This is a genomic window from Dethiosulfovibrio russensis (genome assembly GCF_021568855.1).
In the GTDB taxonomy this organism is placed as follows: domain Bacteria; phylum Synergistota; class Synergistia; order Synergistales; family Dethiosulfovibrionaceae; genus Dethiosulfovibrio; species Dethiosulfovibrio russensis.
Window position 1 is genome coordinate 98656 of record NZ_JAKGUG010000005.1, and the last position, 17166, is coordinate 115821.

Annotated in this window: 13 protein-coding genes; 9 read left to right on the forward strand and 4 right to left on the reverse strand. The window is 53.1% G+C overall.

All coding sequences use genetic code 11. From position 1 onward, the window contains the following. Positions 1 to 88 precede the first annotated feature (88 nt). The 7 genes from L2W48_RS07160 to L2W48_RS07190 all read left to right on the forward strand — a co-directional run bounded on the left by L2W48_RS07160 (position 89) and on the right by L2W48_RS07190 (position 8031). Positions 89 to 2272 carry a sensor domain-containing diguanylate cyclase gene (locus L2W48_RS07160; RefSeq protein ID WP_236099413.1) on the forward strand — a complete coding sequence of 728 codons (2184 nt, stop codon included), beginning with the start codon at positions 89 to 91 and terminating at the stop codon, positions 2270 to 2272. Between the two features lie 77 nt (positions 2273 to 2349). After that, positions 2350 to 2703, forward strand: coding sequence for an encapsulin-associated ferritin-like protein (locus L2W48_RS07165; RefSeq protein WP_236099412.1), 354 nt, complete (start codon positions 2350 to 2352; stop codon positions 2701 to 2703). A 19-nt stretch (positions 2704 to 2722) separates the two neighbouring features. Then, a complete protein-coding gene (locus tag L2W48_RS07170; protein ID WP_236099411.1) occupies positions 2723 to 3517 on the forward strand; it encodes a family 1 encapsulin nanocompartment shell protein in 795 nt (264 codons plus the stop codon). Between the two features lie 86 nt (positions 3518 to 3603). Beyond that, positions 3604 to 5214: a PucR family transcriptional regulator gene (locus L2W48_RS07175; protein WP_236099410.1), complete on the forward strand. Its 1611-nt coding sequence runs from the start codon at positions 3604 to 3606 to the stop codon at positions 5212 to 5214. Between the two features lie 170 nt (positions 5215 to 5384). Next, entirely contained in the window at positions 5385 to 6122 is a 738-nt protein-coding gene (locus L2W48_RS07180) for a DUF5058 family protein (RefSeq protein WP_236099409.1), read from the forward strand. Positions 6123 to 6134: 12 nt separating this feature from the next. Next, positions 6135 to 6809, forward strand: coding sequence for a hypothetical protein (locus L2W48_RS07185; RefSeq protein WP_236099408.1), 675 nt, complete (start codon positions 6135 to 6137; stop codon positions 6807 to 6809). 28 nt (positions 6810 to 6837) lie between these two features. Beyond that, a complete protein-coding gene (locus tag L2W48_RS07190; protein WP_236099407.1) occupies positions 6838 to 8031 on the forward strand; it encodes a M20 family metallopeptidase in 1194 nt (397 codons plus the stop codon). Here L2W48_RS07190 and L2W48_RS07195 read toward each other — a convergent pair. The 4 genes from L2W48_RS07195 to L2W48_RS07210 form a co-directional block, all read right to left on the reverse strand. Continuing rightward, entirely contained in the window at positions 8028 to 9179 is a 1152-nt protein-coding gene (locus L2W48_RS07195) for an amidohydrolase (protein ID WP_236099406.1), read from the reverse strand. The two genes, L2W48_RS07190 and L2W48_RS07195, sit on opposite strands and share 4 nt — an antisense overlap. 65 nt (positions 9180 to 9244) lie before the next feature. Next, on the reverse strand, positions 9245 to 10879 hold the full coding sequence (locus tag L2W48_RS07200; RefSeq protein WP_236099405.1) for an ABC transporter substrate-binding protein: 1635 nt from the start codon (positions 10877 to 10879) through the stop codon (positions 9245 to 9247). Between the two features lie 361 nt (positions 10880 to 11240). After that, the gene (locus L2W48_RS07205) at positions 11241 to 12671 is read right to left on the reverse strand and encodes a leucyl aminopeptidase family protein (RefSeq protein ID WP_236099404.1); all 1431 of its coding nucleotides are present in this window, start codon (positions 12669 to 12671) and stop codon (positions 11241 to 11243) included. Positions 12672 to 12778: 107 nt separating this feature from the next. Continuing rightward, entirely contained in the window at positions 12779 to 14416 is a 1638-nt protein-coding gene (locus tag L2W48_RS07210; RefSeq protein WP_236099403.1) for an ABC transporter substrate-binding protein, read from the reverse strand. A gap of 208 nt (positions 14417 to 14624) precedes the next feature. On the opposite strand from L2W48_RS07210, the gene L2W48_RS07215 reads away from it, so the two are divergent. Together L2W48_RS07215 and L2W48_RS07220 are read left to right on the forward strand one after the other, a co-directional pair. Further along, positions 14625 to 15134 (forward strand): hypothetical protein, encoded by a 510-nt coding sequence (locus L2W48_RS07215; RefSeq protein ID WP_236099402.1) that lies wholly within the window; start codon positions 14625 to 14627, stop codon positions 15132 to 15134. 49 nt (positions 15135 to 15183) lie between these two features. Beyond that, positions 15184 to 17034, forward strand: a complete 1851-nt coding sequence (locus L2W48_RS07220; protein ID WP_236099401.1) for a hypothetical protein — start codon at positions 15184 to 15186, stop codon at positions 17032 to 17034. The last annotated feature ends 132 nt before the right edge of the window (positions 17035 to 17166 follow it).

The following is a 17166-nucleotide window of genomic DNA, read 5'->3' on the forward strand; positions in this document are numbered from 1 at the left end:
AAAGACAACATAAACTTGCCTAAGGCAACGTTTTTGTTTAAAGTGTCGAAGGCTGCCTACACGATCTCTCGGAAAAGAGCTGTTATTCATGAAATTGCGATCCCAATCTCTATCAGTGATAGTGGTAGCCACGACAGCCCTACTGTTCATGGCGACATTGCTGGTGGGGACCATCCAGATGGCTCGCTTCCGGAAACTGGAGGTACAGCAGCTGGAGGACCTCTCGACACATATGACCTCCGCCGCCGAAAAGATGCTAGAGGCCCAGCTTCGTCTGAACGAGGATTGGTCCTGGTGGGACGCAACCTACGATTTCGCTCGAGACAAAGACCTTTCTTATATAGATGAAAACATACCCCCCGAATCTCTATGGGACAACGGACTAGCCTTGATAGCGGTCTTTGGCGAAGACGGTATGCCGATCTGGAGCGCTCTTAGAGGCGAAGAGCGGCCGACCATCGTAACCATCCCCAACCCTATAATACATTCTATTCGAGAAATTCTCACGGATCAGATTCAATATGAAAACTGTAGCCTATCCGGGTACGGAGTACTGCCCATACTCGGGATAACCGCAGTCACGGTGTCTTCTATTCTCCAGAACGACTATTCCGGTCCGTCGGCGGGATGGATGGTCATGGCATCGATCCCGGATAAAAGCTGGTTCACCCCTTCGAGAGAGACGACGGAGGTAAGGCTGATCCCGGAGGACGGCATACCAGGGAGGTCGTTCCCGGAAAACATCTTCCAGGATCGGGTGTACCTGACGGTCGACCTACCAGAGATAAAAGGCCTTACCCCCGTAAAGATGGTCGTCAACCGTCCGTCTCATCTGATACAAGCCGGCGAAAGCCTCCTTCTTTGGTGCATATTGGCCTTGGTCATCTCCAGTCTTATCGTGGGATCCGGCACGTTGTTATGGCTGGACCGAAAATTCTTCAAGAGGCTCGAGTCCCTGGAGAAACAGTCGTCCAGGGGTACCCCTCTTCTGCTGGACGACTATCAAGACGACGAAATAGGAACGCTTTGCAAGGCCTTCAACAACCTTCTCAGGACCAGAAAGAAAGAATCCCTCGAGGATGTCCTGACCGGTCTCGAAAACCGAAGATCACTGGAGGAAAAGCTCGCCGATACCCTCGACAAATCCCTACCGGAAAAACTTCAGGTGGGACTGATAATGGTAGACCTCAACGGCTTCAAGGCCATAAACGACAGGTTCGGACATTCCGTGGGAGACCGATTGCTGAAAGAGGTCAGCCTTCGATTTTTATCGGTCATGGACGGAGAGAACTCCATCGCCCGAATAGGAGGAGATGAATTCTCCGCCGTAGTGGTAGGACAAGACGATATATTTTCGAGCACCATGGCACAGAGCGAGAGAATCCTGAACTCGTTGAGAGAGCCTTTCGCCATGGAGGACTCCTCCCTCCTGGTGTCGGCCAGCTTAGGGATCGCCTTTTATCCTAAAGACGGCGAGACCCCCGATTCTCTCTTCCGATCCGCCGACTCCGCCATGTACAGGGCCAAGAAAAGATGTCTGGGCATCGCGGTATACGACGAAAAAGAGGACGGAGTCGATGAAGAGAGCACGAAGCTCGACAAAAAAATCCGAAAGGCGATGGAAATGGACGCCTTCCACCCCCACTATCTACCGGAATTCCACATACAGAGGGACAAAGGGCTCAGGGCTATAAAGGTCGTTCCAAGATGTGACGAACTAGAAGGTTTACCCTACATGGAAAGGGCGGAAAACACGGGAATAGCCACACAGATAGACCTGACAGTTCTCAGAAAAGCCATGAAGGAAAAGCCTATGACTCCTCTGACCATGGATCTGTCTTCCTGGCATCTGTGGAACGGCGCCCTTTCGCTCTGCCTCTCCGGGATGCTTAAAGACGAGGGTAGAGATCCGTCGTCTTTGGAGTTGTCTATCGACGACGCTCTTTTGGCCAGGAACGTAGAAAGACTGACCTCCCTGTTGGACGAGCTATCCTCTATCGGAGTCTCTCTGGCCATAAGAAACTTCGGCAAACACTACATACCAATGGAGATGCTGAGTAAGTTGCCCCTTAAATCGTTGAAAATCTACCCGGAGATGACGAAAATCGACAGAACGGAGGAAGATCTGTCCTATTTCACACTGAAGATCATGATCGGCCTGGGGGCAAAGCTGAGCCTGGACACTGTGGCGACGGGAATAGACACGGAGGAACAGCTCGATTTCGTCAGGAAAGCCGGGGTTTCCGCCGCGACCGGCGCCGCTCTAGACTAGTGATAGACGTTCTTGACAGGAAAAGATGAGATGTTATAGTTAGTAAAGGATAAAATCACACTAAGGGAGGCGGAATTATGGCAGGGTATTTCGAACCCTATGAAGCGCTTGACGACAAGACCAGAGAGATCTCTCGTGCTATCAGCAGCCTGAGAGAGGAACTGGAAGCGGTTGACTACTACAACCAGAGGGTGTCAACGTCCACCGACGCTCAACTGAAGGCCATAATGGCCCATAACAGAGACGAGGAAATAGAACACGCCTGTATGACCATCGAGTGGTTGCGCCGCAACATGGACAAATGGGACGATGAACTGAGAGATTACCTTTTCACCGAAGCCGAGATACTCTCCCTGGAGGACGGCGGAGACGCCGATTCCAGAGGAACATCGGCCGGAGGATCGGACCTCGGCCTCGGCAAGCTTAGCTGACGAATAAGGAGGAACAGACATGGACCTTTTGAGAAGATCTTTGGCTCCTATCACTCAGGAAGCCTGGGACGCTATAGACGAACAGGCCAGAGACGTCCTCAAGGGCTGCCTTTCGGCCAGAAGGGTCATAGACGTCAAGGGACCCTTCGGCTGGGATTACCACGGCTGGCCAATGGGAAGATTGGACGTGTCCGACTCCCCCTTCGTGGAGGGAGCAAGCCACGGAGTAAGGAGAATTCAGCCTCTGGTGGAGGTCAGGGTTCCCTTCTCCATGAGTCGCTGGGATCTGGACGACATCAGCAGGGGCAGCGAGACCACCGACATGAGTCCACTCGAGGAGGCGGCCAGAAAGATCGCTCTCTTCGAGGAAAAGGCGATCTACACCGGAATGGACTCCGGCTGCATAATGGGAATGGAGAACTCCTCCGAGAACGGGGCTGTAAAGGTGTCCTCCGACGACGACGGAGCCATACAGGCCATTGCCGACGCCGTAATGACCCTGAAAGCCAGCTCGGTAGAGGGACCGTACGTCCTCATAGCCCAAAAGGAACTGTGGAAGAGGATAGCCACCCTCTCCAAGGGATATCCCCTCAGGAAGAGGATAGAATCCATGGTGGACGAAGTCGTGTTGTCCCCCATGGTGGATCGTTCCTTCGTCATCTCCAAGAGAGGCGGAGACATGGACCTGGTCCTTGGGCAGGATCTCTCCATAGGCTACTCAGGATCCTCCAACGGAATGGTGGAGCTGTTCCTCACCGAATCCTTCACCTTCTTCGTTCCCGGACCGGAGGCAATCGTACCTCTGACACTGTAATAACGGAAAAAACGGCATAACCGACGGGGAGGAAGCGATATCGCTTCCTCCCCTTTTCTCTTAGAAGGGACGAATCTCGATTGAGCATGACAATTCAAGAGATCCTGGATCTGCCGTCCATGAAGGGACTCAGGGTTATAGCTGGAGCCGAATGCATCGGCTCCAGACAGGTTAGAAGCGTGACGGTCCTGGACGCACCTGACGCTTGTTCATGGGTCAGGGAAGGGGATCTCATCGTAAGTTCCGGCTATATTTTCAAGGACTCGACTGAGCTCTTGATGGACTTGATAAAAAGCCTGGCGGAGATAGGGGCGGCGGGCCTTGGCATAAAGACCGATCGCTACATAAAGGAGGTCCCCTCTAAAGCGATAGAGCTAGCGGAATCCTCATCGATACCTCTGATCCACGTCCCCAATCACTTCGCCTTTGCCGACATAATCCATCCGGTACTGTCGGAGATAGTCAACAAACAGGCCAGGCTTCTACGCTATTCAGAAACGGTCCGTCACTCCTTCTTCAACCTATCGGTAAACGGAGCGGATCTTAAGACTATACTGGAGAACCTACAGGACTTCACCCATAAACCCTTCGGGTTCGTCGACACCCTCACAGGGGAAAGATACTTCTTCGGAGAAGCCCAGTCGTTACGGTCCAGGTTCGATTCCATCCCGCTGAGAGACCTGCTCTCGTCGGGGACTACAGACTCCATATCGCTAAACGGCAAAGTATACGGATATCTCCTTTTCGACTGCAAACAGGAGGACCTAGCGGAGCGGAACTGCGAGATACCCATCACCCAGGCCAAGGGAGCAATATTGCTCTACATGCAGAGACGCGTAGCCGAGATCCAGGCGGAGAGTCGATATCGTAACGAGTTCGTACAGGATATCCTCATACATAACCTAAGGTTCGAGGGAGAGGTGTGGAACAGAGCGAAGATGTTCGGATGGGACCTCCAGGGATCCCACTGCGTCGTCGTCATGGACATAGACAACTACAAACACCAGTTCGAGAAGAGATCCAGGGAGAGGGATTTTCTTCCTATGCTGGAAAGCACTAAAAAGCGGATATACCGCATCTGCAAAAATCACATTCACGGCCTGTTCGAATCGGTTCCATACACAGAAATGAGCGACTCCATCTCGTTCATACTGCCCACAGAAGGAGGGTTCCCGGCCTTTAAGGCCAAGACCACATCGCTTTTTAGGGATATCCAGACCTCCATAAAGGAGGACACCCACTTTACCGTGACCATAGGGATCGGAAGTCCCAAAGACAGCGTCTTCGAATGTCACCACAGCTACGATGAGGCGAGAAAAGCCCTCGAGACGGTCAGGGCGGCAACAGGCGGTAACCGGGTAACTTTCTGGAAGGATCTGGGAGCTTACAAGATTCTGGGATCCCTATACGACACCGACACAGGACATTCCTTCTACAGAGAATACATCGGCCCCATAATAGACCAAGACAAAAGACGAAAATCCGAGCTGCTTAGGACTCTCAAAGCCATGGTCAGGAACAACTGGCAGATGAAGGCAGCGGCCAAGGATCTGTCCGTTCACTACAGCACCCTGAAATACCGCTACGCCAAAATATGCGACCTTCTGGAGTTCGACCCAGATGACAGTGAGCAGAGGCTAAATCTGACGCTGTCGCTAAAACTGTACATAATGAACCAAGATCTCGAAGAATATTGACCTAAAGGGACAAAAGATTCCCGGCCTATATTTGGAGTTTAGCCAATTAAGCTCTAAATATAGGTTTTTTTCGTCCTGTATGTAGGATGACCTTCCTCACGTTGGACCATATGATATGGGCATCCAGAATGCATAGGGGATCTGGATAAACACAGGAGGAGGGATTCATCGTGCCAGCGGAAGTTCTAAGGATAGCCAACAGCGGCGTAGTGTGGACGATAGCTGTGCTTATAGTGCTAATCGCTTTGATTCAATCTTTACTATACATTCGACTAGCCTTTAAAACAGCTGACCAGATCGGATTTTCGAGGGATCTCTGCGTAAAAGGACTCAGATCGGGAACCATATCAGCCATAGGCCCTTCCATAGCGGTCTTTATCGTTATGGTCGGGATGATGTCGGTAGTAGGAGCGCCTATAACCTGGCTCAGACTATCAATAATCGGGGCAGCACCGACCGAGCTGACAGCGGCTACGGTAGGATCCCAAGCATACGGGGTCGAGTTCGGTTCGACATCCTACGACCTGACAGCTCTGGCCACTTCCTGGTGGACCATGACCATAAACGGGGTCGGATGGCTCCTGTTTGTGGGGTTGTTCACTCATAAGCTGGAGGCATTGAGAGAGAAAGTCGGAGGGGGGGACACCAAATGGCTGGCTATCCTCTCCGGTGCAGCCTCTTTGGGATGCTTCGGTTTTCTCAACGCAGGCAATATAAAGACTGGAATAGATCAGCTCTCCGCGTCAGCACAGATAGAGGGAGCGGGGGGCCCCCTCTACGCCGCCATAGGAGGCCTGATCTCCATGATAATCCTGCTAAAGGTCGCCGAGAAGGTCACCTGGCTAAAAGAATACACCCTCGGCATAGCCATGCTGATAGGAATGGCCTTTGCCGTGGTCATGGTATAGGAGGCAAGGAAAATGAGCGATAAAAACGTATTTGACTCCCTTTGGAGGGCACCGGCCATCAGGATAGGCCGTTTCACCGTTTTGCTAACAGCAGCCCTCACATTTTTACCGTGCGTTTACCTCTATCTGGTCCATGGAGCCTTTCCCTCGATGGCCGTAGCCATGAAAAGCTGGGCTATGGTAGCCTCCATGTTCGGCGCATTTTATATAGTAGAACCAGTATCATACTTCCCGATACTGGGACTGACTGGGACCTACATATCTTTCCTGACCGGCAACATAGGCAACCTGAGAGTACCCTGCTCCGCCGTCGCCCAGGACGTTGTGGGGGTCGAGCCAGGAACACCAGAGGCAGAGATAATCTCCACTCTGGGGCTTACCGGATCGGTGGTGACAAATCTGTTTTTCGTCACGTTAGCGGCGTTGGCCGGCACTGCTCTGCTAGCGGCGTTCCCACCTGCTATAGCCCTGGCCTTCAAGAAATACACCGTGGCGGCCATATTTGGGGCGGTTTTCGGCCAGTTCGCCCTAAAATATCCGGTGCTGGCGATACCGGGAATAGCCATACCGCTGGGGCTATATTGGAGCGGAATAGGGTTCTTCACCCAAACATGGGTGGTTATAGTAATGTCAATATTCGGGACCATAGCTATAGGCAGGCTCCTGTACGTTAAGAAGCTGATCTAGAGCGCGAAAGACCGAAAGGAGCATCACCATGAGAGACGATATCAGGCGATCCATAATAGACTTCGTGGACAGCAATACCGACAAGATCCTTGATTTCACGTCACGGCTCATAAAGGCCAACTCGGTAAACCCTCCTGGAGACGAAAGGGAGGTTGCCGACGTGGCGGCAAGGGAGATCAGATCGTTAGGGCTGGACTGCGAGATATTGGACCACGGCGCGAACTACCGAAGCGTGATAGCAACGGTGGGCAAAACCAAGGACGTTCCAGGGATCATGTTAAACGGCCATCTGGATACGGTTCCGCCAGGCGAGATCACATGGGACAGGGATCCTTTCTCAGGCGAGGTGGAAGGAGGCTACATCTACGGCAGAGGATCCTCCGACATGAAGGCCGGAGACGCAGCGATGACATACGCGACCGCCGCCCTCGCTGCATCGGGAGTGGCACTGAGGGGGCCCCTTACGCTGGCCCTGTCCTCCAGCGAGGAAACCGTAAGCATGGGGGCCAAGGCCATAGCCTCATCGGACTCGGTGAAGGAGATAGGAACTGTCCTCATCGCTGAGCCAACCAACCTGGAGATCTACACCGCCGAGAAGGGCTGTTTTTGGATCACAGTGACGGCTAAGGGAAAGACCGCCCACGGATCGATGCCGCAATGTGGGGTAAACGCCCTGGAGGGGCTGTGCGATTTCCTGTGGAAGCTCAGATCCAGATGGGTCGAATTCCAGAGCCAACCTCACCAGGATCTCGGTCCCTCCACGGCCAGCGTAAACCTGATGTCGGGAGGTGTCGGAACCAACGTCATACCGGACCTGGCCACAGCCAGCGTGGACATAAGGACCATCCCAGGACAGGACCATCAGGAGCTTCTGAAGGAGATGAGCGATTGGGCGAATCAGCTGATGCGAGACAGGCCAGGGCTTGATATATCGATCAAGGTGCTGAACGATCGCGCTCCGTACGAGATAGACAAGGGACATCCTGCGGTGAAATCCCTTGCAGACCAGGTGGAGCAGCTTCTGTCCGTATCCCCCATAAAAAAAGCGGTGGCTTTCTACACCGACGCATCCATATTCGGGCCTCACTGCGGCCTTCCGGTCGTCATATTCGGACCAGGAGATCCAACAATGGCACATCAGCCCAACGAGAGATCGGACACGGCCTCTATCGTTAAGGCGACTAAACTGATAGCCCTCTGGGCCGCGGAACAACTGAGCTAACGAGCATATACGGTCTCTCCGTCTATAAAGGTCATCTCCACCCTGGAGTTGAACTCCAGAGGATGTCCGCTCCAGAGCACCAGATCGCCGTCTTTGCCTTCCTCAATGGACCCAACCATGTGGTCTATGCCCAGATGCTCCGCGGCGCTTAATGTGACGGCCCTCATGGCGGTCTTAATCCCCAGTCCGGCCCTGACCGCCAGGGATGTCTCAAGGATCAAGTCTGATATCGGTATCACAGGATGATCGGTGATGATGCAGAAATGCACCCCCTGTTTTTCAAGCGCGACAGGGAGCTCCCAGCTTCTGTTGGTCAGCTCCATCTTCCTTCGGGACGTGTTCAGCGGCCCAATTGCGGCCTTCACAGATTTCTCAGCCAAGAAATCCTTTATTAAATGGCCCTCAGTGCAGTGTTCGATCGTGTAGGAAACCTTAAACTCCTCTGCCACCCTTATGGCGGTGCAGATGTCGTCGGCCCTGTGGGCGTGTACGCTTAAAGGGATCTTGCCCTCTATAACCATGGTCATCTGCTCCATGGCCAGATCCCTCTTGAAAGGCTTGCCGTCAGCCTTCTTATCGGATCTTTCCGCAATATAGGACTGGGCATCCGCCAGAGCTTTCCTCAAACAGGCGGCGCATCCCATCCTGGTTGAGGGAAGACCGCTTTTACCCTGGAAGGTCCTTATGGGATTCTCCCCTAACGCGGCCTTCATGGAGGAGGGAGCGACTACGATCATTCGATCCACAACGTTTCCGACCGTCTTTACGATTGCTCCAGTTCCACCGACCACGTCGGCGCTTCCAGGAAGGGTCTGGACCGTGGTCACGCCACCCATTCTGGCCTCCTCGAAACCTGGATCACCAGGGTATAGCGAGTCCACTATCCTGAGCTCAGGAAGGACCGACGCGGAACGATCGTTGTGATCGTAGAACTCCGCAGGGGAGCCCTCGGTGGAGACGCCAAGATGGGTATGGGCGTCGATCAGGCCGGGGGAGAGAATTTTTCCCCTCCCATCGATGATCTCGGTCCCATCCGGAATCTCCGTCGCTCCCACCGATTGGATCTTCCCGTCCTTAAGGATAACCGTGGCTCCGGCGAGGTCCTCCCCAGAGACCGTTATAACCGTTGCGTTGACTATAGCCCTCATAATATAAAAACCACCCCTCACACTAAAGGACAGGACCGGAGAAGATCACCGGACCTGTCCACTGATTACTTAGATGTCTTCCATACGACCGAGAGATCGCAGGTATCGGGTCCAGCACTGTGGAGGACTAGCCCTTTGACACTGTCGTTCCAGGCCATGCTGGACGTGTAGTTAAACAGGAAAAGCCACGGAGCATCGTCGACTATGATTTGCTCCGCCTCGTTGTAGAGGGTCATCCTGGCCTTGGGATCGGTCTCGGCCCTGGCCCTCTCCAGAAGGTCATCCACCTTATCGTTCTTGTAACGTGCTCTATTGCCCTTTCCACCCCAATTGGAAGAATGAAGAAGGTCGTAGAGGAAACTGTCCGGATCCGGTGACGCAATCCAACCAAGTCGGAATATCTCGAATTCACCTCTGGCCAAAGTATCCAGATGAACTCCCCAATCTACCACCCTTATACTCATATCCACTCCGATATCTCTCATCTGAGCTTGAATAGCCTCTCCCAACGATCTGTGTCTCTGATCATTGTTGATCTGGAGAACGGTCTTGAATCCATCGGCATAACCTGCCTCGGCAAGAAGCGCCTTTGCTTTTTTAGGATCGTAGCCATAACCTTTTATAGGCTTTTCGTACGGAAAGAACCCAGGAGGGGTTACGCCATCGGCTGGCACGTAACGACCGTTTATAACAAGATCGTTAAGAGCTTCTCTGTCTATAGCGTAATTCAAGGCTCTTCTAAGGGTAGGATTATCTCCAAAAGGAGGCCCCATGAGGTTGAACCCGTAGTAATACACTCCGGTCCAAGGCTTTTCAACCATAAGCCCCTTGGGTTTGTAGTTCCCCTTGACTTTTTCGTAAAAGGCATCCGGTATATCTGGCATGACATCCAAATTAGCCTTTTTGAACTCCATATAGGCTATGGCATTATCCGGAATCACGACGTATTCGACTCCATTTAAATAGGGCAGACTCCCTCCTTCTTCATCTTTACGCCAGTAATCGGGATTTCGCTTCATGATATATTTGCTATCATGGACCCAGCTTTTGAAGACGAAGGGACCTGTCCCTACGGGATGAAAGACGAAATCCTTTCCCCACTTTTCGCAGTCCTCCCTTGGGACTATGACGAAATAGGCCTGAGTCAGGTTTATGAGGAACGGCACGAAAGGCTTGGACAGGGTGAATTTCACCGTATGGTCGTCCAGAACATCTATACCTTCCCAGCTATCCGATTTGCCGTCAAGAAAATCCTGATAACCAAGTATGGATTCAAGTCTGGTCATTCTGGGAGAATTCATCTTTAAATGACGTTCGAAAGAGTACTTGACGTCAGAGGCCACCATCTCTCTGCCGCCGTTTAACGTGGGTTCTCCACCGGCCTCTTTTTGAAAATGAACTCCCTTGCGAAGGTGAAAAGTCCACCGCGTTGCGTCGTCATTGACTTCCCAGCTCTCTGCCAAGCTAGGAAGGATTTCCATGGTGTCTGGATCGGTCTTGACCAGCCCCTCGGCGTACTTAAATATCACCATGGTCGAGGTCGTGTCGGTAGCTTGAGCTGGATCGGGCCTAGGCGGATCGGCAACTATCCTCCATTTTAGGGTTCCTCCGTACCTATCGACAGTTTCAGCAACCGACACAGAATCATAGATGAACACAAGGACGCAGGCTAAAACAACCAAAACGACAACTCTCTTCATGGTATAAAATCCCTCCCTGGTTAAAAGATATGGTGATAATTTGACACATTATCACATCTACTAAGTAAATCCAAGGAGGTAACGTCGTATTTTTCTAATCATATAAAGTTTTCAAAAGACAGTCTTTGGGGCATATTTAAAAACGTTACTTCTCGAAGAGGTCGTTTCGGAGGAGACCGCTCAAGCCCGTATTTACGAGTTACCGTCGTGTATTACAAATGAGACGACAGAACGTCTCTCCAAGCCGCGAAGGCAAAGAACCGACCCCTCCGAGAATACTCGAAATTTGAGTTTTTAGAGACGTCCCAAAAAGAGCCCCCGAACTTCCAAAAGATAGAGAAGCTCTCTTTAAATTACTCTTTTAACCCAAGAGAAACTCCAGACAGGTTCTGACCCCGAAGGCGGTAGCTCCCTTACCGTAGCAGTCGAAGGCCTTCTCGTAGAAGTCCACCCCGGCTATGTCCATGTGGGCCCAGGGTATCTCGGGGCTCACGAACTCCCTGAGGAACATGCCAGCCGTTATCATGCCGCCACCGGGACCGCCGGAGTTAAGGACATCCGCCACGGGAGAATCTATCTGCTCCCTTAGCTTCTCGTCGTCCATAGCAAAACGGTGGAACCTCTCCCCAGACTTCAGGGAAGCCGACAACAACCCATTGCTCAGATCGTCGAAGTCGCAGACGAGACCTGCGGTGTAGTTCCCGAGGGCAGTCACGGCGGCGCCGGTTAGGGTCGCCATGTCGATTATGATATCCACCTCCAGCTCGGAGGCAAAGGATAGGCTATCCGCCAAGGTTACCCTGCCCTCGGCGTCGGTGTTGACTATCTCTATGGTCTTACCGTTTCTGGCCCTCACTATATCGTCCGGGCGGTAGGAGGCCCCGTCGGGCATGTTCTCCGCCGCTCCCACTATTCCGTGAACCTCGACGTCCGGCTTAAGCCGGCCGACCGCCTCCATTATCGCCAGGACGTTGCAGCCCCCGGTTTTGTCGCATTTCATCGTTCTGATGCCGGTCCGCCCTTTTATACAGAGGCCACCGCTATCGAAGGTTATTCCCTTGCCCACCAAGGCCACCTTTCGACGAGGCTTTCCTGCGGGACGATAGACCATGTGGACAAAGCGAGGCTTGTTCTCCGACCCTTTCCCGACGTGCCACAGAGCCGACATCCTTTCCTCCTGGATGCGATCTTCGTCCCAGACCTCGCATTCCATACCGTATTTTTTCGCGATTCTCGCGGCCTCGTAGGCCATCGTCTCCGGTATCACGTCGTTTCCGGGACGATTTGCCAGATCTCTCGAGGCAGACTGGGCCTCGCCTAGGACAATTCCCCTGTCGAGTCCAGATCTCTGTCCGTCCTTGAGGTACAGTGTATCGATCGATACGGAACGCTCCTCTTCCTTGGGAGAACGGAAACGGTCGAAACGATAGTTCCCCAAAACGGCTCCTTCCGCCACGGCGGAGCTGATCGCCTCGTCGGGAGTCACCGGAAGGACGAAGGCCAACTCGGAGATTCCCATGGCCCCGATCTTCCTCACGGCATCGGACACCGCGTTTCTGTAGTTTCCAAGACCGCATTCATCCCTCTTCCCCAAGCCGACGAGGAAGAGATCCCTTACCTTTCCCTCCAGGGGATAACGAAAGAACTCGCCCTTTTTACCCTTGCCTTCGAAATGGGCCATAGCCCTGGTCGGAGCTCCATCCAGCACGTCCTCCGAGATTCCGTCGTCAAAACACAAAACCGCCACCGCCCTCACGGCGGGGAGTTCACCGCTGAAAACCGCTATATCCATCGGTATCACCTCCGAAAAATGTATCCGTTAACGAGTATAGCACCAAAAAACCAAAAGAGAGGCCCCCTTGAAGGAGGACCTCTCCGTTTTCCCGATCGAAGGTTGGGTTACTTCTTCTCCATCCAGACCTCTGTAAGATCGGTGGTGTAGTCTCCCATGGCCGGAAGATAGACGTTCTCGACGTCGGCGCCGTGTACCAGGCTGGTGGTGTAGTGGAAGAGGAAGATCCACGGGGCGTCGTCGACTATCTGCTGCTCCGCCTTCTGGTAAAGCTCAACCCTCTTGTCCCAGTTCGTCTCGGAACGGGCGGCCCTGAGCCACTCGTCCACCTGGGGGTTGCTATAGCGGGAATAGTTACCCTTGGAGCCTATGTTCGAGGAGTCGAGCAGAACGAAGAGGAAGTTGTCCGGATCGGGATAGTCGACGACCCAGGCCATCCTGAACATCTCGAACTCGCCTCTGGAGCAGGCGTCCAGATGGGTTCCCCAGTCCTGAACCTTCAGGTTCAGTTTTATCCCCAGCTCCGACACCTGGGCCTGTATAGCCTCAGCGATGGATCTATGCCTGGGGTTGTTGTTATACATGAGGGTAAGTTCTATACCGTCGGGATAACCGGCTTCCTTGAGAAGCTGCTTGGCCTTTTCCGGGTTGTACTCGTAGCCCTTTATGTTCGGGTTGTAGCCGGGCATTCCGGGAGGCAGTATTCCCTTGGCGGGGCCGTAACGTCCGTTGATGACCAGCTCGCTGATCCCCTCGCGGTTGACAGCGTAGTTGAGAGCCTGACGAAGCTTCTTGTTGCTCTTGAAGGGCTCCTCGGCGTTGTTGAAACCATAGTAGTAGGTTCCCATGTGAGCCCTCTCCTGGAACTGACCGCTCTCGGAGTAGTCACCCTTGATCTCCTCGTAGAACTCGTCGGGGACATCCTGGAGAATGTCGATGTTGCCCTTCTTGAACTCCAGATAGGCCACGCTGTTGTCGGGAATGACCCTGTAGACGATCTTATCCAGGTAGGGAAGGCTGTTGCCTTCGGCGTCCTTCTTCCAGTAATCGGGGTTTCTGACAAGGACGACCTCGTTGTCGTGATCCCACTTATCCAGCATGAAGGGACCGGATCCAACGAGATGGAAGTTGAAGTCTTTGCCCCACTTCTCGGCGTCCTCCTTGGGAACTACGGTGAAGGAGTTATAGGCAAGTATTGACAGGAAGGGAGCGAAGGAATAGTCGAGGGTAAAACGAAGGGTATAGTCGTCCACGACCTCTATACCGACCCACTCGTCCGCCTTGCCATCGGTGAAATCCTGATAGCCCTTTATCTGTTCGATGAAGTAAGCCCTGGGGGAGTTCTCCTTCACGAGACGCTCTAGGGAATACTTGAAATCCTGAGCGGTGACCTCTCTGCCGCCGTTGGCGGTGGGCTGACCTTCGCAGGTCTTGTGGAACTTGACTCCCTTTCGGAGGTGGAAAGTCCACACCGTGGCGTCGTCGTTAACGTCCCAGCTTTCCGCTATCTCCGGAAGGACTCCCTCTCCATCGGGATGGTATCCTACGAGCCCCTGACAGACCATGTTGAGGGCACGACTGGACGTAGTATCGGTTGAAAAAGCCGGATCCATCTTGGGAGGATCGTTGACCAGACGCCATACCAGAGTCCCGCCGTAGACGGGCTCCTCCGCCGCCAGGGATACCCCCGAGAGACAGAAAGCCAGGGCAACACCGAAAACCAATAAAGCACATATTTTCTTCATTAGCCAAAACACCTCCTGATATGATAGCCTCTATAACTAGGTATATTGCGAAACGGCTGAGGCTCAACCGTTCATTTTCATAATACCACCTCTGTCAATATATTGCCAAAAATAAATACACCCAATCTCATGACAGAGCCCGACAGGGAAAGTATAATAAGTCGGTATACGGCTTGGGCCGTGGAAATCAGTTCGAGGAGGATTTTCTATGCAAAGCTTAACCGATCTACTGGTAAACAACCCCTTCGTGCAGGGCCTGGTGTTGGGCCTGGCCGTAGCCGCCATCGCCTGGCTACAGGGGATAGTGAAAAACGGGAAACTCAACAAGGAAGTCAACAAGCTTAAGGACGGTCTAAACGCCCAGATATCCACCTCGGCTCAGAACAACGCCCAGTACATCAGGGAAAACGAGGAGATGAAGAAGAAGCTGGCCAACATGGAGATGACCTTGGCCACACTCTCCCAGAAACCGAAGAGAGCCGAGCTTAAGACCCTCTACGTCTACGACAAGGCGGTCCATCTGATGTACGCCAGGACCCCGGGATTCGCCACCGCCTGGGAGAGCGTGATAAAGGAGGCCGAACAGGAGGTCGCCAAGGCAGAATCGGGGATTATACCTCTGATGAAAAAGGTCTTCCACCCGTCTCTATCGGCCAAAACCGAAAGCGACGAGACCGTGACGGAGACCGACACGGAGCGAAGCGAAGAGGTTCAATAGACGGGGAGGGGATCGTTCCCCTCCTTTTTTGGAATCAGGAGGTGCTGCCATGAGAAAGGGAGCTATCGGTTTCATCGTCGCCATCTCGTTGGCGATACTGGGAACGACCTGTGCCTTTCAGCCGAAAGCGGAGGCGATCGTCCTCCCCTGGAACAAGGAGCACGCCGACGCACTGAGGGTATTCCAGTTTCTGAACTACATAGATTTCGGACTATCCGAGGCTATACAGACCGAGGACGCTCTCGTACTGGCCCGACAATACGAGATACTGGCGGGAAATTTGGATCTAGCGGTCATCAAAGACGAACAGTTGATAGAGGTGATAGAGGCTCTAGGAGAGCTGGTCGACAGGACGGAGACGGACAGGCTCGACGAACAGGTCAGAGCCGTCTTCTCCGTCAAGACCAGGGAACGGATCTACGGAAGCCTGTCCGGATCCGAAGACATCCTGGACTCTATAAGACAACAGATACCCCGTCTAGGAGCCCCATGGTACGACTATCGCAAGAACCGGGACGAATACGCTGCTATACTGCGTGGAAAGATAAAGCTTACGGAGGGGCAGATCAGAAAACTGACGGAGCTGCGAAAAGAGATGCTCAGGGTCTCTTGGGAGCTCTTCGGAAAGTACCAGATAGGCGAGGAAGAGAGGATCATGGAGAAGGAGATGGACCGATTCGTCGCTGTGATAGACGAGTACGATTCCGACCTCATGGCAAGACAGCTCAGAAGACTCCTCAAAGACCAGCCAGCCTTCGAGGCCTTCCCCCCCTTCTGGTTCTACTCGGGGATGGCGGAGATAGAGGCAGGGAGAGTCCACGACAACTACGGACTGAACTGTTTCAACCGGTATCACCAGACATACAGAGACCTCTTCAAAAAGGACCCACTTCTGGCCATGACGGCGATAGAGAGACTTTACCTCCTTCATGCCGGAGAGAGGGTCCAGAGACTTAAGAATCTGGAGCTTATGAGATCTAACTGCTCGTCCACCGACTGGCAGTTCTATCTCTTCGCCTCCATCCTGGAGGGCGAGATGGGGATGATACCCCAGGCTCGAGAGGATCTCTACAGAAACATCGACAACGGAAGACAGGTCTCCCTCTGCAGCTCCGTTCTCGGAAGAATCCTTATGGACAGCAAGGACATAAGGGGTTTCTCCAATGTAATGACAGATTTCATCGAGAACGACAGGGTCCTTCCAGGAGACATACTCATGCTGGCCTCCTACTGCGACCTGAAAGAGTGCGGAAAATGGCTGGACGGAGAGATGTCCAAATTAACCCTGTCCATAGCGAAAAGCGACGAAAGCTGCATCAGGATGGAGATACCATCGGGTTGGATCGACTATCCCTGCTCCATGGACGTAGACGTCTCATGGTCGAGGGACGAGAGGGGATGGAATACGTCTCTTTCGCCTACCGCCATAGCGGTACTACCGGAAGGGACTGTCGACGAGAGGAACCGTCTCGTCGAGACATACAGCATCCCTGACGGCCCGGAACTTCCGAAAAAACTGTACGCCCAGATAAACCACCGGCTCTTCGAGACATCCTCTGAATGGAAGCTAATCCCTCCGGAAGACGGAATCGGCAGAGACGTAAGGTTGGCCTTGGGTAAGGCCTTCCCCTTCTATCGACCGGAGATAGGCCGTTATGAGTTGGTCTATTACCGTATCGGAGACAGATCCATGAGGAAAGAGCCAGCGGAGCGAGAACATCCCTCAGAAGAGATCGTCACCGCTCCACCCGCTCCCCTATCGGAAAAATCGATCTCGAAGGACTCCCTGCCGGATAGTTCGGGCGATAAGATATCGGAGGACGCACTATCTCCCGATGTAGTCCTATCACCGGATATATCCGGCGAAGAAAAAGTCAGTAACATATCGGGAGACCTTTAGGTTATCTCCAATAACTCACATCCGAGCCCTCTCGGAGAGATCTTTTCGCCTCCACCATGTCTCGCCCGAACGTCTAATTCGAACTGCCCGTTTCGTACGGGACCGCCTTGGGGGCACATCCTGTGCCCCAAG